This window comes from Actinokineospora auranticolor, assembly GCF_041897805.1.
GTDB classification, from domain to species: Bacteria; Actinomycetota; Actinomycetes; order Mycobacteriales; family Pseudonocardiaceae; genus Actinokineospora; species Actinokineospora auranticolor.
In genome coordinates this window covers 6546068-6572324 of record NZ_CP154825.1, presented here as the reverse complement: position 1 = coordinate 6572324, position 26257 = coordinate 6546068, and the positions used below count along the sequence as shown (strand labels likewise).

The 26257-nt window shown below is 69.0% G+C and carries 21 protein-coding genes and 1 pseudogene; 7 read left to right on the top strand and 15 right to left on the bottom strand.

Features of this window, described 5'->3' with window-relative positions; genetic code table 11:
* Positions 1-127: 127 nt before the first annotated feature.
* Together V5P93_RS28650 and V5P93_RS28645 are read right to left on the bottom strand one after the other, a co-directional pair.
* A complete protein-coding gene (locus V5P93_RS28650) occupies positions 128-697 on the bottom strand; it encodes an RNA polymerase sigma factor (protein ID WP_181043830.1) in 570 nt (189 codons plus the stop codon).
* A 446-nt stretch (positions 698-1143) separates the two neighbouring features.
* Entirely contained in the window at positions 1144-1461 is a 318-nt protein-coding gene (locus tag V5P93_RS28645; RefSeq protein ID WP_104482432.1) for a hypothetical protein, read from the bottom strand.
* Between the two features lie 838 nt (positions 1462-2299).
* On the opposite strand from V5P93_RS28645, the gene V5P93_RS28640 reads away from it, so the two are divergent.
* Both V5P93_RS28640 and V5P93_RS28635 read left to right on the top strand, forming a co-directional pair.
* Positions 2300-2443, top strand: a complete 144-nt coding sequence (locus V5P93_RS28640; RefSeq protein WP_181043829.1) for a hypothetical protein — start codon at positions 2300-2302, stop codon at positions 2441-2443.
* A 144-nt stretch (positions 2444-2587) separates the two neighbouring features.
* Positions 2588-3595, top strand: a complete 1008-nt coding sequence (locus V5P93_RS28635) for an RNA polymerase subunit sigma-70 (protein ID WP_104482431.1) — start codon at positions 2588-2590, stop codon at positions 3593-3595.
* Positions 3596-3678: 83 nt separating this feature from the next.
* Here V5P93_RS28635 and V5P93_RS28630 read toward each other — a convergent pair whose 3' ends face one another.
* Positions 3679-4242, bottom strand: coding sequence for a dihydrofolate reductase family protein (locus tag V5P93_RS28630; RefSeq protein ID WP_104482430.1), 564 nt, complete (start codon positions 4240-4242; stop codon positions 3679-3681).
* Positions 4243-4578: 336 nt separating this feature from the next.
* On the opposite strand from V5P93_RS28630, the gene V5P93_RS28625 reads away from it, so the two are divergent.
* From V5P93_RS28625 to V5P93_RS28615, 3 genes are all read left to right on the top strand, one after another.
* Entirely contained in the window at positions 4579-5049 is a 471-nt protein-coding gene (locus V5P93_RS28625) for a DUF3995 domain-containing protein (protein WP_104482429.1), read from the top strand.
* A 323-nt stretch (positions 5050-5372) separates the two neighbouring features.
* Positions 5373-6560: a zinc-dependent alcohol dehydrogenase gene (locus V5P93_RS28620; RefSeq protein ID WP_104482428.1), complete on the top strand. Its 1188-nt coding sequence runs from the start codon at positions 5373-5375 to the stop codon at positions 6558-6560.
* Positions 6557-7465, top strand: coding sequence for an SDR family oxidoreductase (locus V5P93_RS28615; protein ID WP_219824151.1), 909 nt, complete (start codon positions 6557-6559; stop codon positions 7463-7465). The genes V5P93_RS28620 and V5P93_RS28615 overlap by 4 nt, the downstream gene beginning before the upstream one ends.
* Before the next feature lie 423 nt (positions 7466-7888).
* On the opposite strand, the gene V5P93_RS28610 is transcribed toward V5P93_RS28615, so the two are convergent.
* Positions 7889-11059, bottom strand: a complete 3171-nt coding sequence (locus tag V5P93_RS28610; RefSeq protein WP_146108300.1) for a S8 family serine peptidase — start codon at positions 11057-11059, stop codon at positions 7889-7891.
* 667 nt (positions 11060-11726) lie between these two features.
* Between V5P93_RS28610 and V5P93_RS28605 the strand changes: the two genes are divergently transcribed.
* Positions 11727-12452, top strand: coding sequence for a hypothetical protein (locus V5P93_RS28605; RefSeq protein WP_146108299.1), 726 nt, complete (start codon positions 11727-11729; stop codon positions 12450-12452).
* Between the two features lie 49 nt (positions 12453-12501).
* On the opposite strand, the pseudogene V5P93_RS28600 reads toward V5P93_RS28605, so the two are convergent.
* Positions 12502-12693: pseudogene (locus V5P93_RS28600) on the bottom strand (DUF3072 domain-containing protein).
* A 367-nt stretch (positions 12694-13060) separates the two neighbouring features.
* Between V5P93_RS28600 and V5P93_RS28595 the strand changes: the two are divergent.
* Positions 13061-13390, top strand: a complete 330-nt coding sequence (locus tag V5P93_RS28595) for a hypothetical protein (protein ID WP_146108298.1) — start codon at positions 13061-13063, stop codon at positions 13388-13390.
* Positions 13391-13648: 258 nt separating this feature from the next.
* On the opposite strand, the gene V5P93_RS28590 is transcribed toward V5P93_RS28595, so the two are convergent.
* The 10 genes from V5P93_RS28590 to V5P93_RS28545 form a co-directional block, all read right to left on the bottom strand.
* Positions 13649-13861, bottom strand: a complete 213-nt coding sequence (locus V5P93_RS28590; RefSeq protein ID WP_104482425.1) for a hypothetical protein — start codon at positions 13859-13861, stop codon at positions 13649-13651.
* Between the two features lie 1034 nt (positions 13862-14895).
* Positions 14896-15747: a transporter substrate-binding domain-containing protein gene (locus V5P93_RS28585; protein WP_181043828.1), complete on the bottom strand. Its 852-nt coding sequence runs from the start codon at positions 15745-15747 to the stop codon at positions 14896-14898.
* On the bottom strand, positions 15744-16916 hold the full coding sequence (locus tag V5P93_RS28580) for a caspase family protein (RefSeq protein ID WP_104482423.1): 1173 nt from the start codon (positions 16914-16916) through the stop codon (positions 15744-15746). The genes V5P93_RS28585 and V5P93_RS28580 overlap by 4 nt, the downstream gene beginning before the upstream one ends.
* Positions 16897-17244, bottom strand: coding sequence for a hypothetical protein (locus V5P93_RS28575; protein WP_104482422.1), 348 nt, complete (start codon positions 17242-17244; stop codon positions 16897-16899). The genes V5P93_RS28580 and V5P93_RS28575 overlap by 20 nt, the downstream gene beginning before the upstream one ends.
* A 430-nt stretch (positions 17245-17674) precedes the next feature.
* The gene (locus tag V5P93_RS28570; RefSeq protein WP_104482421.1) at positions 17675-18868 is read right to left on the bottom strand and encodes a DUF3322 domain-containing protein; all 1194 of its coding nucleotides are present in this window, start codon (positions 18866-18868) and stop codon (positions 17675-17677) included.
* Positions 18868-22260: an ATP-binding protein gene (locus tag V5P93_RS28565; RefSeq protein WP_104482420.1), complete on the bottom strand. Its 3393-nt coding sequence runs from the start codon at positions 22258-22260 to the stop codon at positions 18868-18870. The genes V5P93_RS28570 and V5P93_RS28565 overlap by 1 nt, the downstream gene beginning before the upstream one ends.
* A complete protein-coding gene (locus tag V5P93_RS28560) occupies positions 22260-22859 on the bottom strand; it encodes a DUF4194 domain-containing protein (RefSeq protein ID WP_219824150.1) in 600 nt (199 codons plus the stop codon). The genes V5P93_RS28565 and V5P93_RS28560 overlap by 1 nt, the downstream gene beginning before the upstream one ends.
* Before the next feature lie 9 nt (positions 22860-22868).
* Complete coding sequence (locus V5P93_RS28555; RefSeq protein ID WP_104482419.1) at positions 22869-24332, bottom strand: DUF3375 domain-containing protein; 1464 nt, start codon at positions 24330-24332, stop codon at positions 22869-22871.
* Between the two features lie 54 nt (positions 24333-24386).
* Positions 24387-25694 carry a helicase-associated domain-containing protein gene (locus V5P93_RS28550; protein ID WP_104482418.1) on the bottom strand — a complete coding sequence of 436 codons (1308 nt, stop codon included), beginning with the start codon at positions 25692-25694 and terminating at the stop codon, positions 24387-24389.
* On the bottom strand, positions 25695-26012 hold the full coding sequence (locus V5P93_RS28545) for a calcium-binding protein (protein ID WP_104482417.1): 318 nt from the start codon (positions 26010-26012) through the stop codon (positions 25695-25697).
* Positions 26013-26257 lie beyond the last annotated feature (245 nt).

The window sequence follows — 26257 nt, the reverse complement described above, 5'->3', positions numbered from 1 at the left end:
GCCGCTCCCACCGCCACCGCGACCTTCCTCCACCGCAACGTGTGTCGGTGCTTGGCAATAGCGACCTGCGTCTCGCGCCAGGACTTGGCGGTATCGAACTCCTGTGCCCCTTGAAACAGCGACCGCATCAGAAACTCCCGTCCCGGTAGTCGATACCCATCTTCTTCAACTCGCCACGCAGCCGATCCTTGGCACGGCTCAACCGCGACCGAACCGTCCCCACCGGAACGTCCAACACCCGCGCCGCCTCCTCATAGGTGTAGCCCTCAATAAGGCACAACCCGACCACCGCGCGGCCCGCGGCATTCAGCTTGTCCAACGCCCCCCGCACCGCCGCGTTACCCCCATCACCCCCATCACCCCGGCCCGCCTCAGCGTTCACCCGGTCGACCAAGGCCCTACGACGGCGCAGCGACCGAAGATGGTTCCGCGCGGTGTTACCCGCCGCGACCACCAACCACGGCAGCAACCCAGCCGGTCCGACAGTGATCCTGTGCCTGCGCAACCACGCCGCCAAGAACACCTGGTTCACGGCCTCCTCAGCCTCGGCGTGATCGCCGAGGCGGGCATAGCAGTGCCGGTAAACCCTGGAAGCATGGCGATCGTGGACAGCCCGAAACGCCACCATGTCGCCATCACGGACCCTCACCCACAGGTCCGCGTCCGAGCCAAGCCCGGCCTGCACGTCGTTGCTCACGTGAGGAAATATCCGGCACCACCCCAAAGAGTTCCACCACGCCCACCCTTCCGAGCCTGCTCCCGGCACACGACCGAGACCGAAGCACCCCGGCCGTCCGGCCGCGCAGGACCAGCGAGGCCAGACGGAAGAGTCCTCGGGTATGCGGACACGGTCGAGCAGACACACGACCGAGTTCCACCCGGCGTGAACTATGTACGGCATATTGCGTTGACCTGTCGAAATGCGGTTTCGACAGGTCAACGCGCGTATAGTTCACCGACGCCTCGCCCGTGACCAGGAACGCCACCCCGCCACCTCCGAGGCCATCATCCGCTGGGCCGCCATCACCACCATGACCTGACGCATCACCCGCGGACACGCCGCCACCCGCCCCGGACCACGCCCACTCACCACGTGAAGATCTCAAACGCGCTCTTGGGCCCCGCAGGTCGGCTGCGGTGAACTCAGTCCTGCCAGGCGGCGCCGAAGGACAGGCGCGGGATGAGGTTGGTGAAGGCGAGGTGCACCTCACCCGCCGGGTCGACGTCGAGCGGGTGGCGCGGCGAGGTGACATCGTCCACCTCGATCGGGTACCCGCCATCGATCCGCCACACCTTGCCGGGAAGGCGGTCGCGGTCGAACCGGACGTGCAGGTCGAACCGCGCGCACGGGTACCGGGGCGTGCAGAAGTAGTACGGCGACATGGTGACGCGGTCGGTGAAGGTGAAGCGCACCAGGTACTCGTGTTCGGCATCGGTGGCGAGTGCCCGCGGCAGGACCACGCCCGTTGTACGGGCTCGTGGTCCAGGTATTGCGCCGGCTGACGTTGTTGTGTCGGGACTCCGTTTCCAAGCACGCGGAGATACTCGCGCTACGCCACGAGGTGGCGGTTCTGCGTCGTACCAACCCCCGCCTGCGGCTGGACTGGGTCGATCGGACGGTGCTCGCCGCCCCGTCTCGGCTGCTGCCGAGGTCCTTGCGGGCCCGTCGGCTCGTCACGCCCGCGCCCTTGCTCCGGTGGCACCGCAGGCTACTGACCAGGAAATGGCGCCAACCGAAACCGTCGGGCCGTCCGCCGATCAGCGACGAGATCATCACGCTGGTCGTCCGCTTGGCGAGGGAGAACTCGACCTGGGGCGTGGTCCGAATCCAGGGCGAACTGCGGCGACTCGGGCATCGTCTCGCGCCTCGACCATCCGTCGGATCCTGCGCACTCGTCGTGTTCCGCCGCCTTCGGGCCGCGGTGACGCATGGCGCGCATTCCTGCGTGCCTAGGCCGACGGCCTTCTCGCGATCGACTTCTTCCACGTCGACACGATCACACTCAAGTGCGTACTGGACGCCTGCGTCGAGCACCACAACGCCAACCGCAGCCACCAAGGCCACGGCATGAAACTATGACCACCCGACGACGACCCGAAAGTGATCACCTGGCCCACCCCGACCAACCGGATCAGACGCACACAACGACTCGCGGGACTGCTCAACCACTACCAGTAAGCCGCCTGAACCCGCAGCTCACAGCCAGTGACAGCATTTTCGACCAGCACAGCCATCCGCGCCCAAGTCCGCGCCTGCGTCACCTGACTCCCGCTACCCGACGGTGTCGGCGCCGAGGAGTTGGGCACCGTCCTGCTCGGGGTCGTGATCGGCATCCACCAGCAGTGGCGCGTCGCCCCCGAAGCCGTCGACCTCGACCGCACCTACGCGACCTTCGCCGCCTTGCTGCGTTCCGCAGGCATCACGGCTCCAACCGACCGGTGACGGGCACTGGACCCGCTGCGCGTTCCCTGGATCGACCTCGGTCCAGTGTGGTGAACGGACCCGTGACCAGCTTCACCGATCAGGAATCCCCCGTCACGTCGTCAGTTCTCGTACCCCCTCTTACCGGTGGAAGGATTGACGACCATGACCGAAGCCAGGCCGCTGGGCGCCGACGAGGCCACGTTCATCGCGGCGGCGCGCTCGGGCGACGCGTCGCGGTTCGCGCTCATCACGGAGCGCTACCGGCGTGAGCTGCGGGTGCACTGCTACCGGATGCTGGCGAACTACGAAGATGCCCAGGACCTGACGCAGGAGACCTTCTTGCGGGCGTGGAACAAGCGGGAGTCGTTCAGGGGCGATGCCGCGCTGCGGACCTGGCTGTACCGGATCGCGACGAACGCCTGCCTGGACTTCCTGGACAAGCGGGAAGACCGCGTACCCGTGCCCGCGGAGCTGCCGGACGCCGGGTTCGAGGTGCTGTACCTGCAGCCGTACCCGGACCGGATGCTCCCCGAGGATCCGCAGGAATCGGTGGTGGTGCGGGAGACGATCGAGCTGGCGTTCGTCGTCGCCGTCCAGCACCTGCCGCCGCGGCAGCGGGCGGTGTTCATCCTGCGCGACGTCCTCGGCTGGCCTGCGTCGAAGGCCGCCGACGCCCTCGGGCTGACCACCGCATCGGTGACCAGTGCACTGCAGCGGGCGCGGGTGACGATGCGCGAGCAACTGCCCGATCGCCGCCTCGACTGGCGCCGACCCGCCGTCCACGAGCTGTCGAACGACGAGCGCGGTGCGGTGAAGTCGTACATCGACGCCCATCAGCGCAACGACCTCGACGCGCTGACGTCCCTGCTGCGCGACGACCTGCGCTTCGCGATGCTGCCCGAGGCGGGCACCCTGACCACGACGGCCCGGGACGCGGTGGACGGTTGGGTCTCCGGTGGGCTCTTCCAGCGCGGTCACGACGACTGGCGCGGTGTCGCCACCATGGTCAACCACATGCCCGCCGCCGCGCTGTACCTGCGCACCTCCGACGCCCCGGAGTACCGGCTGTTCGCCATCGCGGCCCTGCGCGTCGTCGACGGGAAGATCGCCGAGCTGACCGGGTTCGACGCCACGGACAAACCCTGGCTGGACCTGCCCCCGACGCTGTGACCACACAGGGCGCGCGAACGACGACGCCGTCGTCCTGCTTCCGAGCGAGCCGGTCGACGGCTCGCTCGGAACGCGGCGCGTGCTCATCGCTTCGTTTCGTACCGGGTCAGCACCGCGCCGCCGGGGAACGTCCGGGTTTCCACGAGGTTCAGGTTCACCCAGCTGTCCAGCGCGGTGAACAACGGCGTACCGCCGCCCACCAGGACCGGATGGGTGACGATCTCGTACTCGTCGACCAGTCCGGCACGCACGGCCGCCTCGGCGAGCGTCGCGCCACCGACCCTCATCGGCCCGCCGTCCCCGGCCTTGAGCCGGGTGATCTCCGCGACCGCGTCGCCGGTGACCAGACGAGCGTTCCACCCGACCCCGTCGATGGTCGATGAGAAGACCACCTTCGGCGTGTCCAGCCAGTTCCGCGCGAACTCGCGCCGCGCCGCAGTGGCGTCGGGCTGCTGGTCGGCGGTCGGCCAGTAGGAGCTCATCGCCGCCCACAGCTTCCGCCCGTAGAGCATCGTGTCGATCCCCAACTCCTGGTCGAGCCACCACTGGAACAGTTCGTCGCTCGGCACGCTCCAGCCGATGTCGTCGCCGGTCGCGGCGATGTAGCCGTCCAGGGTCGCGTTCATGCCGAAGATCAGTTTCCGCATCGTGCCCGCCTCCAGTTAGTCGATCTCACCCGTACAGACGGCCGCGGCGCGCAAACCTCATCGGTGTGCGTTCCGCGTCTGCCGACAAGCCCCGGTTCCGGACGCCTGCGTGGAGCACGGACGGGTCTTTCCGCTCGGCGGATATGGTGGTCGAGAGCCCGTGCTCTCCGCTCAGTCTCAACTGGCCATCACCGACGGCGGGTAGCCCGCGCTTTGCGGTGGCTGGAAGGCGTACGACCGTCGCCGGGCTCGCCGTCCTATTGTCATGGGGCGACAACGAATTGTCCCAGGGCGACACCGACCGTGTCGCACCGGTACGAGACTAAGGGGACCTCGATGCCGCGAAGCTTGGCCACCACCGGCCGCACCACGTTCTTCGCCTACGCCACCGCGGCGTGGGCGTTCGCATTCGCCGCGGTCCACGTGTACTGGGCGGTGGGCGGGTCCCTGGGGCTGCCACCCGGGTTATCGGTGCGGGGCAACACCCCGCTGTTTGTGATCGACGTCATCGCGGTGCCGATGTGCGTGGCGGGCGGGGTCCTGGCGCTGGCGCTGGTCCGCCCGTTCGGGGCTCGACTGGCCCGCAAACCGCTGCTGGTGGGCGCCTGGGGGATGAGCGTGCTGTGCCTGGTGCACTCGGTGCCCGCCGTGCTGCAGGCCGCGCTCCTGCTCGTCAGCGGCGACGCGGACACCCTGACCGCTCCGGAGCGGTTCAGCTTCTTCGGCTACGAGCCGTACTGGTTCGTCGGCGGCGTCCTGACCGGGCTCGCCGCGTTCGGCTACCAGCGCGCGACTCGGGGGCGGTGACCGCACCGCTCGACGAGGTCCTCCTCGGCCGGGACCACCGAGCGCTTCCGCGCGACCGGCGGTTCCGGTCTGTCCAATGTGGCTTTCGACGAAGTCCGGGTACCGGCTCCGCCGCTGCTGGGCGCTGACCCGTTTCCCAGCGAGTTCAGGCGGGTGCGGCCATCTGTCCGGGGGAGTTCGGTTTCCGCCTGCGGAGGCCGGGTACCAGAGGACATGGGTGGTCCGACGTCGGCCGTGAGCGGCCGCGCTGTGTCCCGACCACCCCGCTCACCCCCGGGCCACGGCCCGGGGGCGCGTCCCACACCGGCGATCGAGGAGTCGACATCAAAGCACTGACCTGGCAGGGCAACGAGAAGGTCGAGGTCACCGAGGTCCCCGACCCGCGCATCGAGCAGCCCAACGACGCCATCATCCGCGTGACCTCCACCGCCATCTGCGGCTCCGACCTGCACCTCTACGGGGTCCTCGGCCCTTACCTCTCTCCCGGGGACGTGCTGGGGCACGAGGCCATGGGCGTTGTCGAAGAGGTCGGTCCGGAAGCGGCCGGGCACCTGTCGTTCGGGGACCGGGTCGTGGTGCCGTTCAACATCTCCTGCGGGCACTGCTGGATGTGCGGTCGGGGTTTGTTCGCGCAGTGCGAGACCACCCAGGTGCGCGTGGAGGGCAAGGGAGCGAGCCTGTTCGGGTACACCTCCCTCTACGGGTCCGTCCCCGGTGGACAGGCGGAGTACCTTCGGGTGCCGCAGGCCCAGTTCGGGCCGATCAAGATCCCCCACGGCACACCCGATGAGCAGTTCCTCTTCCTGTCCGACATCCTGCCCACCGCGTGGCAGGCCGTGCGCTACGCCGACGTGCCCGATGGTGGATCGGTTGCCGTGCTGGGCCTCGGTCCCGTCGGGCAGTTCGCGGCCCGCATCGCCAAGCACCTCGGGGCGTCCCGCGTCATCGGGGTCGACCGCGTGCCGGAGCGACTGGCCCTGGCCGCCAGGCACGGCGCCGAGACGGTGGACCTCGACGAGGTGGACGACGTCGCCGCCGCCCTGATCGAGATGGTGGACGGGCGCGGTCCGGACGCGACCATCGACGCCGTGGGTATGGAGGCGCACGGTGGTCGACTGGTGGCGCTGGCGCAGAAGGCCACCGGGTTGCTCCCGGACGCCATCGCCCAGAAGGTCACCGACAGGGTGGCCGTGGACCGGCTCGATGCCCTGCGCGCTGCCCTCAAGGGCGTGCGGCGCGCCGGCACCGTGTCCGTGTCCGGTGTGTACGGTGGCGAGGTCGACCCGTTGCCGGTGATGGAGATGTTCGACCGGGGCATCCAGTTGCGGATGGGCCAAGCGCACGTGCGCAGGTGGACCGACGAGATCCTGCCCTTGGTCCTCGACCCCGCCGATCCACTGGGCACCCTCGACCTCACCACGCACCGCCTGCCGCTGGACGACGCGGTGGCGGGTTACGAGATGTTCCGCGACAAGCGCGACGGCTGCGTGAAAGTGGTATTGGCACCGTGACCGCCCGGGTCGTGCTCGTCGTCGGTGCCAGCAGCGGCATCGGTTTGGCCTCGGCCGTCGCCTTCGCCGAGGGCGGTGATCACCTGGTGTTGGTCTCGCGCAGCGCCGACGCCCTCACCGTCGCCACGGCCGCTTGCCGGGACGCGGGTGCAGCCCACGTGGACGCCGTCCCCGACGACATCGCCGACCCGGGCGCTGCCGGTCGAATCGTCGCCCGAGTGCTTGAACGCCACGGGCGCTTGGACGTCGTCGTGCACACCGCGACGGTGATGGGTTACGGCACCGTGGAGACGATGCCCGCGGACGTCTTCACCACCATCGTCGACACCGCCGTGCATGGCACCCTGTATCTGGCGCGTGCGGTTCTGCCCGTCATGCGGCGCGCGGGAAAGGGCACGTTCATCGGCGTCAACTCGTTGCTCGGCTCCGTCACCGTGCCCGGCATGGGTGCCTATTCGACCGCGAAATGGGGCCAGCGCGCCGTGTTGCGCACCCTCCAGCAGGAGACGCGCGACGCGCCCCGGGTGAACGTCTGCATCGTCAGTCCGGGCAGCACCAACACCCCCGTCTACTACCAAGGCGCGAACTACACCGGACGGGAAGCACGTCCGCCGTGGCCCGTCCTCTCCCCGGAGCGGGTGGCCTCGGCCGTCGTCAAACTGGCGGACAAGCCGCGCAAGCACGTCTCGGCGGCGGTCGGGCCTGCCAACCCGCTCATCATCGCGGGCTTCCGCTTCCTGCCGTTCCTCTTCGACCTCCTGGTCAACCCGCTGTTCCGCCTGGCGGCCCTGACGCGAGAGGGGCGGCAGGCGTCACCGGGCAACGTCCACGAACCCGTCCCGGGGCAAGAACGCGTCCACGGGCGCTGGCCCGAACCCGAGCGCGGATCACGTCGGACCCGCTGAGGCCACGACCGCTGCTTGGCGAACTTTGCCCAAGTAGCGGTCAGTCGCGCCGGTGGCGACTCACGGCCTCGTCCGATGGGAACCATTCCACATGCCGGCACTCTTCGACGCCCCACCGGCAGCCTGGCCGTGCTGCCGCGATTTCGCTGTCCACACCCTCGTCCGCCTGGGTGACCCGACCCGCGCGGAGCGGCGGCCAGGCGACCCCCACACTCGCCTGGCCGCCGGAGGCCGATCCTTGTCCGCGTGGCCGCCAACGCGGCGTGCGGGGATGGCCTCCCGCAGCCGGTTCGGCCGGGTTCAGCGCGGTCCGGGCGTCCTCCCACGCCCGGACCGCTGCCGTCCCCGGTTCGCTTCGGCTCTCGCCGTGGTCGCGACCGGTGGGTCAGGTCGGCGAGCCCCGCACCGATCGGTGTCGGTGCGCTACCGCAGCTTGTAGGCCCGGATGACCGTCTGCTTCACCGTGCTGCCCCGGGAGTCCTCCGCGGCGGCCCGCAGCGACACCGAACCGGCGCCCTTCGGGTGGTCGAGGACCACGAGCGATTTGGCGACGACCGGGGCCGCGGCCCAGGTCTTGCCCTCGTCGTAGGAGACCTCGACGGTCAGGGTCCTGGGGAGCTCGACCTGGCCGGTCTCCTTCTCCAGCGTGACCGGCAGGTAGTAGCGGCCAGCCGGAGCCGTGTCCGCCGCGTCGAGCACGCCCTTGAAGCGGACCGCGGAGACCGGGACGGCCTCGTTGTCCGGACCGGACCTGAACGTCCAGGTGGCGTCGACGTGCGTGGCCAGGTCGTAGCCCCGGTCGCGGTCGGCGGTCGCGGCCACCGTGTAGGTGCCGGAGCCGTCGCCGACGGGGAACCGGCTCAGGCCACCCCCGGGGTTCTCACCGATGCGCGTGCCGTCCTTCGACAGCGTTGTCGCGCCCGTGTAGTCGCTGGACCCCCAGTTGCCCGCACCGTCGCCGAAAAGCCCGGGGTACACCAGGAGGGTGCCCTGGGACCGGGTGATCCCGAACCGGGGACCGGATTGCGCGGTCGGGCCGACGATCCCCGCGTTCATCCGACGCTGGGTGGTCGTGCCCGGCGTCAGCTTGAGCAGCGGTGTCCAGTACTCCCTCGGCAGCCGACCACCGAGGTAGGCGTAGGTCGCCCACAGCACGCCACCGTCGGTGTTGGCGAACTGCGTGGTCCCGGTGACCGCGGCGGGGACGACGGTCTGGACCCCGGACGACACGACGCCGGGGACCGAGGCGTACGGACTGACGGAAGGGGAGGAGTCCGGGGCCGCGTTCGCGAACGTGGTCTTCACCGTGGCGATGTCCGTCGCGCGGGGGTGCCTGGTCAGCCCGGTCGGGTAGTCGCCGGGGAAGGCGTAGAACAGGTCGTAGAAGCCCTTGTCCGAGGTGTACGTGCCCTCGACGAACGAGGCCGCCGGGGGGTTCTGGGGGTTCGGGCCGATCCTGGCGGTGCGGATCCTGCTGAAGTCGTCGACCGTCGTGTACGTGCCGTAGTCGCCGCGTGCCGTCTTCCCGGTCAGCCCGACCGTGCCCCCGACCTGGGTCGCGCCCGCGTCGGGCGGCCGAACGTCGATCGGCTTGGCGGTGCGGCTGTCGGCGACGATCTCGGTGTCGGCGGTGAGGTCGAGCGCCGGGTACACGACCGTCTGCACGGTGTTGGTCGGTGAGTCGACCAGGAACGCGTCGAACTCGTACTTGCCCCTGGGCAGGCGCAGGGTGAACACGCCGGTCGGGTCGCCGCCGCTGTAGACGCCCACGCCGTCGTAGTTGAACAGGTTCGCTCCCGCGTTGGCGGTCGGCTTGCCGTCGAGGCCGATCAGGGTCACCTTCACCGAGTAGCTCTCGACTTCGCGGTCGACGCCGATCGCGGTCCGGGTGGTCTGACCGCCGCCGGTGGCGACGATCGCGCCGCCGAAGAGCCCGTCAGCCGTGCCGACCCGCGTGTCGACGGTGGCCGTGGCCGCCGCCGTGCCGCCCGGGGGAACGGTGAGCCGCGCCGGGCTGACCGTGAACAGGCCCGCCGGGGCGGGCTTGCCGTCCGGGCCGAGGACGTCCGCGGTCAGGGTCAGGGTGACCGGCGCGGTCCCGCTGTTGCAGTAGGTGATCGCCCGGGCGACCGGGGTGTCGTCGGTGTGCGGCCACCGGGCGGTCGGCACGCTGACCGAGGCGGGCTCGGTGGTGACGGTCGCCGCCAGCGCCGCGGACACGTCGACGCGGCCTGCGCCCTGGGCGAACCCGTCCAGGCCCGGGGCGGGCCGGGCGGAGGCGGTCAGCGCCGCCTTGAGCTGCTGACCGGTCCAGTCCGGGTGCCGCTGCTTGAGCAGGGCGGCCGACCCGGTCACGTGCGGTGTGGCCATCGAGGTGCCGGACAGGGCGATGTAGCCGTCTTCGGCCGGGTCGCCGATGGTCGCCTGGGCGGCCTTGGCCGCGACGATGTTCTCGCCGGGCGCGGTGATGTCCGGCTTGAGGGCACCGTCGATGCGGGGCCCGCGGCTGGAGAACGACGAGAGCTTGTCCTCACGGCCCACCGAGCCGACGGTCAGTGCGGCGTCGGCGCTGCCGGGGGAGTCGATCGTCCGCGCCGCGCCGTTGTTGCCCGCGGCGACGACGAAGAGCTTGCCGGTACTGGCCGAGAGCCGGTTGACGGCCTCCTCCACCGGGTCGATCCCCGGGGTGTCCGCGCCGCCGAGGCTCAGGTTGACCACGTCCGCGCCCTGCGCCGTGGCCCACTCCATGCCCGCCACGATCCAGGACTGCAAGCCGTAGCCGTGGTCGTCGAGGACCTTGCCGTCGAGGATCCGCGCCCCGGACGCGATGCCCCGGTACTTGGCGCCGGTGCCCGCGATGATCGAGGCGACGTGCGTGCCGTGCCCGACCCGGTCGACGTTGTCCGCGCTGTCGGTGAAGTTGTGCTCGCCGATCTCCTGGCCCGCCAGGTCGGGGTGGGTCTGGTCGACGCCGGTGTCGAGGACCGCGACCGTCACGCCCCGCCCGGTCACCCCCGCCTGCCACGCCTGTGGTGCGCCGATCTGCGCGGCGCTGCGGTCGAGGCCCGCGGTCACCTTGCCGTCCAGCCACACCTTCCCGGTCGAGGCCAGCGCGTGCCAGGAACCCGCGAGGGCGGACTTCTCCGCGCTGAGCGCGCGGGCACCCACGGCGGGTAGGTCACGTGTGGCGCGCACCCCCGCCATCGCGGCGCGAGGCGCCGGTCCGGTCGCGATCAGCGGCAGGTCGCCGCGCCGGTTGTCGTAGCCCTGGTCGAGCAGGCCGGTGACGTCGAACAGCCGCGGGTCGAGCCTGCCCGCCGACAGCAGCCCCTGCGCGTCCGCCGGGATGACGTGCAGGTGACCGTTCTCGGTGAAGACCCGGAACGCGACGCCTTCGCGCCCGGCGGCGGCCCGCACCACCGGCCGCGCGCCGGGAGCGGACAGTTGTACCTGGTCACCGCTGAGGAGAGTCACGGTGTGAGCCAGGTCGGACGAGCCACCCACCGCCACCGCGGGTGCCGAGGCGGCGGGCAGGCCCGTGGACAAGAGTGTCACCGCGGTGCTGGCGATGACCACATGCGTGCGCCTTCGCACGAATACCTCCGGTCGTGAGCGGGCGACAGCAGAGGACCCGAAAGCCGGTTCCCCCCATGCCGGACCCCGATGGCGGAAGAGCCGTCCACCGCGTGGACAGTCTGCGATCCGCCCACCAACGGCACGCACCAGTGCGCCGCGAGGTTGCCCCGACCGACGAAATGATCGGCTTCTGCCTGTAGGCGGCCCTGCGGCCAGGGCCGTTGGGGCACAGCACAACCAGCACATCGACATCCGAACTCGTGATGGGTCCGCCACAGCTCGGCGCCGGTTTTCCGCTCCAGCACGACGGTCTCGGAGTCGTGGGAGATCAGCACGACGTCGTCGACGAGTCGGACCCGCTTGGTGGTGGTCCCCGGGCTCACCCAGAGTTGACGGCCGTCGGCGGGTCCAGGACGAGGTCGGGGACAGGTGCGCCGAGCGGCTTGCTCTTGACCAGGACCAACCCGCCCTCGACCCGGACGTCCCGACCGGGACCGACGGCACTGGGGACACCGTTGTCGCTGCGGCGTTCCCCCGATCACTCGAACAGATCAACACCGCAACCCGACGTGGAACTCGGGCAGCGCACCACGTCGGGAATCCGGATCTACTCGCGATGGCCGAGAACGGGGACGTAGCGGCCATTCTCGACGCCGGGTGTGATCATCGGGTATAGAGTGGCTCGGTGCACGGACGCATGTGGTTTGAGGGCAACCCGTGGTCGGAGGGCCATCGCATCAGGACTTTCGAGTGGGTCTGGGGACTGGACGAACAGGGTGCCCTCTGGTTCGATCCGCTCCTGATCACCAGGAACTACGACGCGGAGCGGATGCCGCCGGAACCGCCGGACAGCGACGACAAACGGGAATGGGACTCACCGGAGTTGTGGTCGGGCTACGTGGGCTGTCTGATGGAGCCCTTGGACTACCACGGCTTCCCCGTTGCCACCCCCGGCTCGCCGTTCAGCCTCACGGCCGCCGAACCCCGCGTGCTGACGCTCGACCCCCTGCCCGAGCCGCCGAATACCCGGCACGCGTTCCAATTGCAACTGCTCGGCCACGACACCTGCGCGGACCACCGCTTCGTCGTCACCCGCCAGCCGGACGGCCGTCACCGCATCGACTGGACGGCCCGCATCGCGTTGGTCTACGCGGGAGACGAGGAGTACAAGTACGCCTTCCGCGCCGAACTCCACGACTGCGTTCCCCTGCACGTGACCTACCCGTCGGAGATGAGGCCGGACGAGGCCCACGAGGCGCTCGCCGCAGTGGTGGACGTCCCAGAACGGTTCGTTCCCGCCGTGGCGCACACGCGGCCCGTGCTCAGCTACGCCAGACCGATCAGCGCACCTCCAGCACGCAGGTGGCCGTGGCGGTCACTGGGTGCACGCCGTCGTCCGCGTTCGGGGTGACCGCGTGAGGTTCCAGACCCGATGCACCGTGAGCGGACACCGTGCCCGGTCACACACCGCGGCCGGTGCGCTCCTGCAGCTCATCGATCAGCCGGGACGCCTCGGCCTTGGTCAACTCCTCGGCCACCTCAACCCCGGCTTCCTAGGCGAGGGTGTTCAGGTAGGACTCCTGCGGACCGGTCATCGGCTCGTCGCCGGTCGTCCAGTCGGCAGGGTCCTTCTCCGGGGTGCGCTCCGTCACGGCGTTGCTCCTCTCGTCTCGAACACGTGTGCAGATACCCCCGCCACGCTCGCCGCAAACGCGGGGTGTCCCCCTGACGGGTGCGGTGGACCTCGGCGCGCATGGCGAACAGTGCGCCGGCGTCGGCAGGGGTCGTCACGCAGACACCACCTCCGGCCGCCCACCACGACCGGCGAGGTTGGAGACGGTCAGGACCCCAGGAGAGTTGTCCGCCTGATTAGGACGGAGAGATCAACCGGGATTCGGTTGGTACAAAAGCACTTGCGCCAACGATGGGCAAGCCAACGGCGCGCGTGGGCCGAGTACACGGACCTGCTGCGGTCCCGGAAGCAAATGGTGATCACGAGGCCGGCAACGGGGAATCGAGGTGACCTTCGTCCGCGGTGCGGGTGATGATCCGGACGCGGAGGTCGTCCTCATCGTCGACGACGACCGCGTCCACATGATCTTCCTCGATCTCGACGGCAACCCCTGGTTCACCTGGCGACACCGCCAGTCGTTCGACCGCCTGCCAAATCGACAACGGCGGTCAACGCGACACACCAGCCTTGGCCGTGCTCGGCGACGCACTTCTCGCTATCAGTCGCGGAACCTGGTACGAGGCTTGACGACCGTCCCGCCATGGGGAGACGCCTCAGACCCGATGAGCTATCTGCCCGTGGTGCCCGCCGCGCGGCGGGCGCGGGTTTCCGGGTGATCAGCGGTCTTTCGATAAGGACCGGGAGCATTCCCGGCGTCGTCCGCGGACTTCCACGTCCCATGCCCGGGCAGGCTGGGCGCGGAGCCGAAGGAGTCGGCGCTCTGCCCGTAAGAACGAGCGCCGAATCGAGGTCCTCTGCCTAGACTGGCATGACACTGACCGCATCGACCGCCACGCCCTGAGCGCCACCACGGTGCAGACGGGCCGAGCGAGATCACATGGACAACGGCCACAGCCCCGATTGCATCCCGCGCCTTAGTCGACCCCCTGCTCGCCGTGCAGGCCGCGTACCAGCCCCAGTAGCTGCCCCCGGCCCACACGTTCGACCGGATCATCGACACCCGCGGCACCGAGTACGACCACCTGAGTGGTCACGACGAGCCGAAGTCCTACGAAGTCCATGACCGGCGTCACGATCCGGCTGACCGATGTCATGGTCGCTGGATCGAGAAAACGCTGGTCGTGCACGTGATCATCACTGGGAGCGAGGTGCGACCAAGACCTGGCCCGGAAACGGCGCTGTACCAACGAAAACAGCCCGACCCCTTCGGCATGGCGATTGGGGTCGGATCACGCTGCTCCCCACGTGCACCCCGAAACGATCAACGCCCCACCAACGTGATCCGCTGGCAGGGCGCTGACCTGCAAGTATAACCAGTGGGCGATACTGGGATCGAACCAGTGACCCCTTCGGTGTGAACTATGTACGGCATATCGCGTTGACCTGCGGAAATAGAATCTCCGCAGGTCAACGCCTGCTTATTTAGAGACGTTCAATGCAGTTCGGAGCTGTTCGGGAAGCAGTTCTGCTCCCCGTTTGCTCCCCGCAGTGCTCCCTGGTGCGAGTACGGTGCAACTGTCGGCCGTGTCTCTTGACGGCCGAGAGCGCTGCGGGGTTGAGCCGGGTTTCGATACCGCGGCGTTCGACGCCGTCCTCCCCGACTCCAGTATCGGGTCGCAAGAATCCACCGCACTGCACGCCAGCGAATGGTCGCGTCGAGCCGTTTGTCGGCATTATCCAGCGGGCACTCCCCGACCGCTCCTAATCGTCAACGAACTCCGCTGTGACCCAAACCGCAGTTTGGGCCGTTCAGTCGCGTTCTGGAGCCCCCAGGGGCTCCTACTCGCTCCGCCACGACCAGACGGCTCGGTATCGATGCCTGGCACGACCTCGATTCGCCGCCGACCAGTACTAGGAGGATTGATCACCGAGTACGAGCACGCTGCGACTCATTTCGCGGGTCAGAGTCATCGAGTCGGGTTTTGGAACCCCACAGGGCCTTGACCGCTCGACGGATGCGGGCGTTGACCGACTCGATGGCGTACGGTCCGGGCAGGGACAACCGCCGCGGCTACGCGTTGCGGCCGCAGGACCTCACCGCGGCCGACCGCATGCCGCGCACCGACTGGCCGTTCACGGTCGACGTGGCGGGACCTCCCGGCACGCCCCGCCGCCCGCTCCGACCCGTTCGCGGGAGGGGAGCCCATGACCGGTTCGCCCGTCACACGCAGCGGGAGGGGTCTGACTCGTCGGGCTTGTGGAAGTCCTTCTCACCCAAGTGCGTGAGGTGTGTGGAGAAGGCGCTGCCCCACCTCCCGTTCGTCAAGAATTCGTTGATGGCCCGGGTGAGTTCCTGGCACAGGGCGGTGCTGCCGTCGGGGATGCCGATGCCGTAGAACTCCTTGTCGTTGATCGGGTGATCGTCGTCCTCCCAGAACGCGGGGACCACCTTGCCGCCGGAGCGCGCGGCCGCGTACTCGGTGAGGATGCCCTGGTCCGTCATCACGCCGATGGTGTCGGTGTTCACGTCGGAGAAGGCGGCGAAGCACTCCGCCTGCGGCATCCGCCGGGCCTGGTGGTTGGAGTTCTCCTCTCCGGTCGTGCCGCTGCCCACGCACAGGTTCTCCGCCGGGATGCCCGGTTTTCCCCCGGTGACCTTGGCGCGCTTGGTGCTGTCTACGAGTACGCCAGAGCGGTCCCGGAAGTAGGGGCCTGCGAAGTCGATGGTCTGGTCGCGCTGCTGGCCCGGGTTCCGCGCGCTCTCACCGGACATCGAGAAGTTGGCGATGACCAGGTCCACCACCCCGTCGACGAGGGCGTTTTCGCGCTCGTTCGGTGCCAGTGGGTACCAGGAGATGTCGAAGTGGTACTTCTCGGCGAGGAAGGTCGCCAAGGCGGCGTCGAAACCGGTCGGGTGGTCCTTGGGTTCGCTCCACCCGGGCAGGGTGCCGTTGATGCCGATCACGACGGTGCCGGACAGGTAGCGCGCGGGCGAGTCGACCACCTGCGTCACCGCCACGAGGGAACCCGCGCCCACGGCCGCCGCGGCCAGCAGCGGGAGGAGGCGCTTCACCGGGCCCACCGCGCGGTCGTCACCGCTGTGAGGTAGCCCAGGACGGAACTGGGGAGCGCGGTCGCCGCCGCTTCCCAGAGCGGTGACCCGGTCGACCACAGCACGAGCGTCCCGGCCACGAGTATCACCGCGGCGGCGGTCCACCACCACCGATCGGCCCACGGGAAGTCCCTGCGCGGTCGCTTCGGTGCGATCGTGTTGCCGCCCGTCCCCGTCCCCTGGAAGAGCTTCAGCAGGCGCAGGGCTTCCTCGGACACGATCTTGCTGTCGTCGGTGGCGAGCTTGCTCACGTGGAACCGGACCTGGTCGTGCACGACCTGGCCACCGGTGTGGTGCAGCGCCGCCAACCTGCGCAACGCCTCCAAGCGCTCGGTGTTGGTGGAGCTGGCCATCAGCGCCAACACGTCGTCCGAGATGGCCGTGTGCGGTTCCTTCACCCGGTTTCGCACCACGGCGAGGCCGTCGATGGTGTCGCTGAGGTTGTGGCTCGGCCTCGGCAGGCCGTCCGCCTCCAGCCTGCGCTTGAGCAGGGGGAAGACCCGGGAAAGCGAGAGCAGCTCCCCGTACCCCGCGACGCCCCGGTCGAGCAACTCCAGCAGTGCACCGGTGAACGCCGTGTTGCGCTCCCCGGGCTTGGCCACCGCCCGGCTGTTCGGGTCCGCCGCGGCCAGGGTGTAGGCGCCGCCGATGTCGAACTGCTCGTCTGTGGGTCCCATCACCCCCTCGGGCAGGGCCAGGCCCGCGTGGCAGCAGTCGACGATGACGATGCGGTTCTGCGCCGGGCTGTCCCGCACTACCTCGCGGATGTCGTCGAAGGACAGCGCCTTGCGCCACCACCAGCTCGCCTGCATGTCGGTGCCGGGCAGGAGCAGCATCAGCTCACCGCTCGCGGGCTTCTTCGGCAGCGCGTGCGTGGCGATGTAGACCAGCAGCACGTCGCCCGCCTGCCCGGCGGCCTCGGCCAGGGTGTCCAGGATCTTGTCCGCGTCCTGCTCGTCGAGCAGGACCGTGCAGTTCGACCGGTCGAACCCGCCGATCTCGGAGTCGGTGAGGACGTCCACCAGGTCGGTGACGTTGTTGGCCACCGCGGGCAGGTCGTGCAGGTCCCCGCCGAAGGATGACGTGCCGATCAACACCACCTGGGAGCGCTCAGCGTTCGGCAGGCGCATCGCGCTCCCCGGCCGCGGCCAGCAGCAGCCGCGCGAGCCGCACCTCGTCGGTGGTTCGCTCGACCTCGACCTCCGTCACGGCCCCGGTCTCCGATGTCACCCGCAGAATCAGCTTCGCCCCCCGGTTCGCCGTCCGCACCGCCAGGTAGTTGCACACCGACCGCGCGATCATGGCCAGGGCGGGCACCGCCGCGGCGATGACGTACTCCGGCCCCATGCCGTCGCCGGGCACGGGCGGGCGATCCAGCCGGACGTGCGGCCGCAGGTCCCGCTCCCGCTCAAACCACGTCCACAGCTCATCGGTGTCCGCACCCGCCACCAACCCCACGCGCAACGCAGACTCCTCTCGGTTTGACTAGTGATCGAGTCTGCGCACGGACCGTTACAGGGCGACTCCACCATGGCCGTAAACCACCAGTCGGTGCTGCTCCGGTCAGTGGGGGAACACGGTTGCGCCAAGAGTTGAGTTTGTAGACTCAACCTTGTTCGCCAGGGCGAGGCGTTGGAGTGGGCAGGGGCGGCAGTCTTACGGTGCCGTTGACCTGCGGTTGGACGCAGTTGCAGGTCGTTGCGCTGCTCAGAGAGCCCTTATGTGTGAACCAAGGACGGCATGGTGCGCTGACCTGCGGAAACACAACTTCCGCAGGTCGGCGTGGCTCCGTTCAGAGTCGTTGGATGCAGTTCAGGGCCGCTGAGCGCGCTAGTCTGCTCCCCATTTGCTCCCGCGCTGCTCCCCGACCGCGGTTGTCACGTGCCGACTATGGCCGCTTGGGACTGTCCTGCGTGGAGCCGTACGCTGCCGCGGCGTGTTCGACGGCGGCGTAGGACACGCGTTCCTGTTCGAGTCGCACCGCACGGCCGAGGACGTCTTCGACCAGGTCGTTGTAGAGCGCGGCTTCGTCCAGCCACAGCGCGTCCAGGTAGCCGCTGACCGGGCTGGGCTCGTCGACCCAGTGGCTTTCATGCGCGAGGAGCGTGGCCCGGTCCATCAGCATCGACCGGCAGTGGCCGAAGATCTGGCGCACCCGGTTGAGGATCGCGAAGCCGTGGGTGTCGATGTCGCCCCAGTAGACGAGGTTCTTGCCGACCAGCCACCGCAATGGTTCCAGCCGGGAGGCGGCGTAGCCCTCGCCGAAGATCACGACAGCGTCCGGCACGGGCGGGAAGGCCAGGTAGCTGACCTCGTTCTCGACGACGAACACGGTGCGCGCCGTGGGCGGCCGGTCGGCCAGTTCGGGCACTCTGACGGCGAGTTCGCTGAAGCCGTCGCCGTCCGACAGCCGGCGGAACCGGACATACGCGGGTTTGGTGCGAAACTGGTACCGCCCGGCGAAGTCGGACGGTGGCCTGGTGCGGTCGACCCGGCGCTCCGGGAGTTGCCGGTCCAGCAACGCGGCCAGGATCGTGCGATGGCGCTCGATGAACTTGGTGTCGACGCCGGGCACGTCGACCTGCCGCAGATACATGTCGGGACGGGCGTGCGCGTCGATCCACCGCACGGTGTCGACCAGTCGGGTCCACCCGCCCTGGTGGCCGAGCACATCCATCGGCTTGACGACCATCCAGTCGGCGATCGCCGGCGCCCGTCGCCGGGTCGTGTCCAGCAGGCCCATGAAGGTCCGAACCTCGGCGTGGACGCCAAGCGCGGCCCACAACTGCTCGTAGGAGTCGACCCAGGCCCGAGCGGGTAGCTCGTTCGCGCCCAGGACACGGCCGCCGACCGTGCGCGTCTCGACCCGGAGATGCCGGACCCTGCGCCACTGGTCGATCCAGGCTCGCGCCTCGTCGAAGCGCGCGGCGGTGTCCTGTGCGCTCGGCCCGCGCAGGCCGACTGCCAGCGGCTCCCACGGGGCACCCGACGCGAGCCGGGACAGCAACTCGCCCCGGTCCCAACGTCGCCGCAGCCTGCTCACGACGTCACCGGGCACGGTCCAGGCGGAGGCTGCCGCCATCAGTCACCCCGTGCCGACGTGGACCCGAGGGCGTGCGCGAGCTGGCGGCGCTGGTACTCCTCAATAGTCAGGGTCTGCACCCGTGAGCAGTCACCGGTCTGGTTGTCCACGAATCCGACCGCCGCGACATAGGGCTCGATGACGTGGATCTTCTGCAACGGCGTGACGATGAGCAGTTGCAGGCCGAGGCGCCGGAACAGGTCGAGGGCGAACCGCGTCGACTCGTCCGAGCCCCGGCCGAACGCCTCGTCGATCACCACGAACCGGAACGTCTTCGACTTCGGCGCGCCCCAGTCGAGCTTGAACTGGTAGGCCAGCGACGCGGCCAGGATCGTATAGGCCAGCTTCTCCTTCTGGCCGCCCGACTTGCCGCCGGAATCGGTGTAGTTCTCGTGCTCGGTGTCGTCAGCCCGCCACCGCTCGGACGCGGCGAAGGTGAACCAGTTGCGCACGTCGGTGACCCGGCGGGTCCACAGCCGGTCGGGCTCGGTCTGGCCCTCCCGGCCCCGAAACCGCTCGATGAGCGCCTTGACCTGGAGGAACTTCTGCTCGGAGTACTGGTCCGACTCGTCGCCGTGCAGGGATCCGCTGGTGCAATCCCGCAGTTCCTTGCGGAAGTCGCGGATCTCGACGCTGACCGTGGGATGCGGTTCGAGCCGGATGAACCGGCCCGGGTTGTAGTCGATGTCCACCAGCGAGTCATTGATGGTCTCGATCCGCTGCTTGATCAGGTCGGCCTGCTTGGTCAGCTGGGAGTGGAACCCGGCGATGTCGCGGATGGTGTTGGTGTTGAGGTAGGTCTTGAACTCGGATTCGAACCGGGGCAGGTCATCCGAGGCGATCCGGTCGTGCAGGGCCCGGTACTCACCCGCGGACTGCACGGAGTTGTCGAAGTCCTCGGTCTCCAGCGGATACGCCTTGCGGAAGTCGCTCATCTTTCCGGTCGCCCGGTTCGCGACCTTGTTCTGCCGTCCGGTGAGTCGATCGATCTCCGTGGTGATGTCCTCGTTCACGTCGACGCGGCAGGTGTCGCAGTCCTCCGGGGTGGCCAGGCTTCTGGCTGCGACTCGCTTGTCCACCAAGGGAAAAGACGCCCGTGCGGACTCGCACGCGGGTTCGTCTAAGATGGTCTGTGTGTCGCGCAGTTGCCTCTCGGCGTCTTCGCGCTGGCCACTGAGCTTCCCGAGCCGCGTCTGCGCCGCACTCTGGGCGGTTTCCGCCTTCTTGATCTGTGCGCCGACGGCCGCCAGCTCCTGGGTGAGCTGTTTCAGCTCGTCCGACTGCTGTTCGAGGCCGCGCTTCTCGCCGTCGAGCTCGGCGATGCGGTTCACCGAGGACTGCCAGTCGATCTCGGTGAAGGAGCCGAACTCGGCCAGCAGGGTGAGCGTGGTGGCGAGCCGGCGCCTGCTCTCGAGGTCCTTGCCGACCCTGGCCGCCAGCCCGTCCAGCTCACGCCACCGGAGTTGCAGCCGGTTGGCCTGGTCGAGCAGCGTGTCCATCTTGGCCTGGTTGTCCCAGCCGAGCACGTAGTGACGGCGGTCGTCGATGCGACGGGCGTCGTCCTTCTCGTGCCGGCCGCGAGCGCCTTTGATCTGCCCGGCTTTGGTGATCGCCTTCGGGGCGCGCCGGAACTCAAGCATGGTGTCCACGCACTCGTAGTCGGCGCGGTGGGCCAGTTCGCGGTCCAGCCAGTCCGAGAACGGCGACTCCTTGATCTCCAGCTTGGTGCGCAGGGACCGCTCGGTCAGCGGGGAGGGCGCGGTCGGGCCCTGACGTCGGGGCACCCGGTAGTAGACGAGTTTGATGCCGAGGTGGCGGTCGTTAATCCAGTCGGACACCGCGTCGTAGTGATCGCTGCCCACCAGCATGGACAGGCCGAAGCCGTGCAGCAGCCGCTCGGCCGCGCCTTCCCACTCCGCGCAGTCGGCGCGCACCTGGATGAGCTCGCCGGTGAACGGGAGCGCGGCCGGGTCGACGTTCAGCTCCGCGCACAGCATCTCCCGCACGTCCAGACTGCGTTTGGGGATGTTGCTGCGCCGTTCGCGCAGGCTGAGCAGCTCCGCGTCCAGCTCCCTGGTCTCACCGTCGAGTTCCCTCCGCTCGACCGTGAGATCGGTGAGCTGGTTCTGGAGCTCGGCCTGCGCCTGGTCCAGGGAGCCTGCCAGGTCCGCGATGTCGCGCTGCCGGGCGGTGAACTGGGCGGGCTCGGTCACGGCGGGCAACGCCGCCGACGCCAGCAACTCGTGGTAACGGGCGTGCCGTACCTGCCGGCGGTCGCGTTCCTGCTCCTCGGTCGCGATGTCGGCTTCGAGTTGGGCGATGCGGTCGCCACCGGAGCCCGCGCGTCGCACGGTGAGGTCCGTTTCCTTACGGCGCAACCGATCGAGTTCGCCTTTCGTCGAATCCAGTTCGGTCTGATGTGCGCCGATCTCGATGGTGAGCGCGGCGACCCGGGCGTCGAGCAACGTCGCCTTCCGGTCGGCGCAGTAGAACCGCAGTGCGTCGCGTTCGGCCTTGACCGCCCCGATCCGCCGGTCGAACTCGTCGTATGCGTCGCAGTCGGCGAGCAGCGGTTCGAGCTGGGTGAGCTGGGTACGGGCCTTGAGCACCGCCTCGTGCGCTCGGGTCAGGTCCTCGAAGTGGCGGACCAGCCGGTCGGTCCAGTCGGCGGCGTCGAACGGCTCCAGCATGTGCGAGCGGACGAAGTCGTTGAGGTTGCCGACCGACTTCATCGACACCGTCTGGTGGAACAGCTCCATCGCCTGCTCGGAGTCGACGCCCAGCCGCCGGCAGAAGTCCTTGCTGTAGGCGGGGAAATGGTCGTGGACGCGGACGCCCTGCTTACGCAGCCTGCGCTTGAGCGCCGCGATGTCCCCGCCGAACTCGGTGAAGTCACCCGCGATGGTGAGGCCGCGCTCCGCGGTGGCGAAGAAGCGGTCGGGCTGGCCGACGGAGGCGTCGCGGAACCAGAACACCTGCGCCAGCGTCACCGTCGAGTCGTAGCCGCGATTGACAAAGACGCCGAGGACAACCGAGAACGCACGCCGGTCCCGCAGTCCGACCGGCCGGGAGGCGCCGGTCGCCTCGTTGCGCTCGGCCTTGTAGTAGCCCAGGACGTAGGACCGCAGGTGTCGCTCCTTCGCCTCGGCGCCGGCTGCCTTGTTGTAGGAGATGCGGTGGGCGGGCAGCAGCAGCGTGGTGATCGCGTCCACGATGGTGGACTTGCCGGAGCCGATGTCGCCCGTCAGCAGGCTGTTGCGGCCCTCCGGGTGGAATGTCCACACCCGCTGGTCGAAGGTGCCCCAGTTGTACACCTCCAAGCGGTCGAGGCGATAGCCGGCGAGGTCGGCCCCCTCGGCGTCGAGACTGGGCACAGTGGACGGACCCGCCATCAGTCCTCGCCCTCCCCGTCTAGCAGTGCGGTGTAGTCGGCGAGCCGCTGGTCGAACTCGGACAGCCACTGTCCGTCGACGAACGCCTTGAGGATGCGCCGCACCTCGTACGCGACCTCCTGCCCGGTGATCCGCCGCAGGAACCCGAGCTCGACGATCTTGGTGAGGTGGGTGTCGATCTGATCGACCAGCCGCGCCTCGTTGCTGCTCTCGGGCAGGAACATGCGCACCATCTCGACCAGCTGCTCCCGGGTGAGGACCAGTCGTGTCTCCGCGCCGGAGGCGTCGAACTCCGCCAGCTTCTTACGCAGCAGCGCCAACACCAGGCTCACGTGGAAGGACAGAGCACGTCGTGGGATCAGCCGCGGCAGCGGCCCGTCCTCCTCGTCGTCCAACTTCGACCGCAGGAAGGCGTAACCCTCGGCCTCGTCGATCACAACGGTCAGCCCCATGACTCCGACGTAGTCACGCACCTGGGCCTGGAGCGGCAGCAGATGGCGCCACACCTTCTCGTGGCTGTCCGCGTAGACCACCCCCTTCATCAGGTGGGTGACGACCAGCGGCAGGTCGAGTTCGTCCCGGCGTATCGACGTGGTCACGCCCCCATGCTAGGCAGCACCACCGACAAGACCGCGGCCGGCGACCCGCGTGAAGGTCACCCGGGGAATGGTGGCGACCCGGGCCGTACCGGTCTCGTCGACCCATTCCACCTGCTCGCGCGCGGTCTCGTCGAAGACGACCTGGAACGCCGGGTCACCCAGCGAGAGGTAGCCGACCAGCTCGGCCATGCCCTGCTCCAGCGGCCGGCGCGCCAGCACCTCGCCCAGCCCGACCTGGGCACGTTCCCGCAGCTCGCCGCGCACGATCCCGGACAGCCGCTCACGGTCCACGTAGACCTGTTCGAACAGCGGCGAGGCGTCGAGGTCCTCGTCGGCCGCGGTGATGCCCCCGCTGTCCAGGGGAACCTTCACCTTGGGCGTGTAGAGCGGCCGTTCCATGGGCAGCGCCACGGTCGGGGCCGTGCCGTCGAGGTCACAGGTGATCGTCGGCGTCGGGTGTTCACGCAGTTTGAGCGCGGAGGACTCGATGCTATGCAGGATGTCCATCACCCGGCGGTTCTCCAGCCACACCTGGTCGTCGAGGAATCGCCGCAGTTGCTCCGACAGCAGCCGCACCGTCGCCTGGGTGCGTTCAGCCGCGTCGAGCCAGTCGTGGTGGACATGGCGCATGCGGGGGTCGGGCTCGCCGACGGCCTCCAGAGACTGCACCTTCGCGAGCAGCTCGGCGAGCTCCAGCTGGCGCTCGTGGGAGAGGAGGAAGTCGTAGAACGCCTGGAAGCTGCGGCCCTGGTCGGAGTCGGCGATGGTGGTGCGGTTGCCGACCACCTCGTCGAGCAGCTGGCCCTTGCTGCCCTGCCAGCCGGCTATGCGCTCGCGAAGCGCCCGGTCCAGGCCGCGGAAGTTGGCCTCGACCTCGCGGAAGTCGGCCAGCAGTTCGCGGGCGGTCGCGGCGAACTGCTGGTAGCGATCCCGCTGGGCCGAGACGTCGAGGACGGCGAACTCCCCGCCCGCGACCCGGTTGATCTCCGCGTCGATCTCGGACCGTCGCCGGCGCAGTTCGGCCAGTCGCGTGTCCGGGTCGGTCTCGGCGCCGTACGCCATCTGCCGCAGCAGCTCGAAGATCGTGTTCAGGCGCGACTCGGTGCCCACGAACGAGCGTTCCCGAAGCGAGTCCACCCAGGTCAGGGCCTTCTCCACGGCCACGGTCGCGTCGAAGTGCACCTCGTCGGAGCCGGCCGGATAGTACTTGCGCAGCCAGCCGTTCGCCGGTGCCGCCCAGTCGTCGAGGTAGGCCTTCGCGGACTTGGGGAAGGAGCCGTCGCCGAGCCGCTCGTTGAGGGCGTACAACTCGTCGTCCAGCCTGCTGATCAACTCGGTGGCCGAGATCGACCGGACGTTGTCGTCGACGAAGACCTTGCCAAGAAAACCGAGCACGAGCGGCGCGTTGTCGGCGCGCAACAACCGCCACGCCGGCTCGTTGCGACGCAGATGGTCGAGGCCCTCGAAATCCATCAACGGTGGCGGCTTCCTGATCGATGTGGGGCGGGTCGAGTCCGCCGGTCGAGTCTAGGACGGCAGCACGTAGCCGAGCCGGAGCAGGGTTTTGCGGAATTTCGGCTCCTGGCCGGGTGCGATGGCCAGGTGTCGGTCGCCGATGGGGCGGCACAGCGCGCGCAGACCGCGATCGTGGGTAATGAGCGCGGCCAGCGCCGGATCGGCGCACTCGATCACGCGCAAGCGGCCGAGGTCGGTGAGCTGTGCGGCGCGTCGACGGACGTCCTTGACCAGGGTGGTCAGCGTGCCGGGCAGGTCGTGTTCGGCCCGTTGGGTCAGGAAGGTGGTGAACTCGGTGAGGTCGCGGCCGGTGCCGATGGCGGTGAGCAGGGTCGTCGAGGAGACGGTCCAGACGCGGTCGGCGGTCTGCTCGGCGTAGGCGGACAGCAGTAGCCGGTCGGCGGCGGGGAGTTCGCCGGTGGCGACGACGTCGAGGTTGGGCAGCACCTTCAACGGTGGAGCTCCGGCCGCGGCCGGAGCGGTCGGGTGGTAGGTGTCGGTCAGTCCGAGGGCGTAGGTGCCCAGCGCGTTGAGCCGGATCGCCAGCAGACCGTCATAGCGGCTGAGCGCGTCCAGGTCGTCGCCGCCCCAGTTGTCGCGGAAGTCGTCGCGCGCGCCGTCGGGGTGGACGAAGTCCAGATCGATCAGTCCGAGGGTGCCGGCGTACTCGAACAGCACGGCGAGGGTGTAGCGGCCTTCCAGGAGCGTCCAGTCGTGGAAGCCGTCATAGCCGAGGCTGCCGTACTCCGGGTCTTGGAGGCAGAGCCGCCACAGCGCTCTGTCGGTGCGGGCGATGGTGGGGCTCATGTTGCCGCGGCGCATGATCGTGAACAGGGTGTCGATCTCGATCCACTCGCCGGGCGGGCAGGTCGCCAGCGCCTTGGCGACCGTCTGACGACGGGGTTTGGCCGCGGTGAGCACGTTGCGGATGCCCTGGCCCTTGATCTGGTCGATCCGGCTGAACTCGTCGATCACCGCGTGGGTGAGCCAGCGCTGCCACAGTCCGCGGATGGTCTCGGCCGGTGGGTTGCCGAGCGCGGCCCGGCCCTTCGGGGTCAACCGAAGGCGGGTGCCGTCCAGGCCGGCGAGCCCGCCGGCCTGGAGCAGCAGAGGCCAAGCGAACGCCGCGATGGGTTCGTCGGGATAGAAGTCGCCGTGCGCGAGGTGCGCGGTGACGGTGCGGATGGTCGCCGCCGACGGGCGGTGGGTCTTCTCGCTGCACTTCACCTGGCCGGCGGCGCACAATTCGAGCACCGCCTGGAGATTGGCCAACGCTTCCTGCTCGGTCGGCCATTCCTGGGGTTTGTCGTTGTTCTGCATTCATGCACCTCGTAGCCAGTAGCGGTAGGCGTCGATACACTCCGCGCCCTCCGGCGGCGGTGTGGGCAGCGGCAGATCGAGAATCGGGATGCGCTGTTTCGCCCGGCCGCGCGTGCAGACAGCGGTGACCTGGTCGTCTTCACCTAGAACGACGCCGGTGACAGCGACGTCCACACCCAGAACTTCGGTGTGGAACGGCACCATCAGCTTGTTCTCCAACATCGTGTAGAAGCCGGTGACGCACTCACTGTCGTTGTAGCAGTCGACGGTCGCCTCGGCGATCAGGGCATCGATCGTCGCCCGTTTCGATCGGCTCATCTGGCCAGTTTTCCAGCTGGGTGGCGGAGCGCTACGGGCCGGGTGACACCCTGTGGGGTTCCAGAAGTCGGCCCACGCATCTGACCTGCGACGATGACATATGGCGGCACGGCATGATCGCTGGCCATGGGGCTGGCCGAAGCGGTTGAGACCAAGGTGGACAACTAGGTGCTCACCGACCGTACGGCTCCTGGGCCTACGAGGTGCCAGAGGTCGCGCGGAGTTGCTGAGCGGCGGTGGCCGCC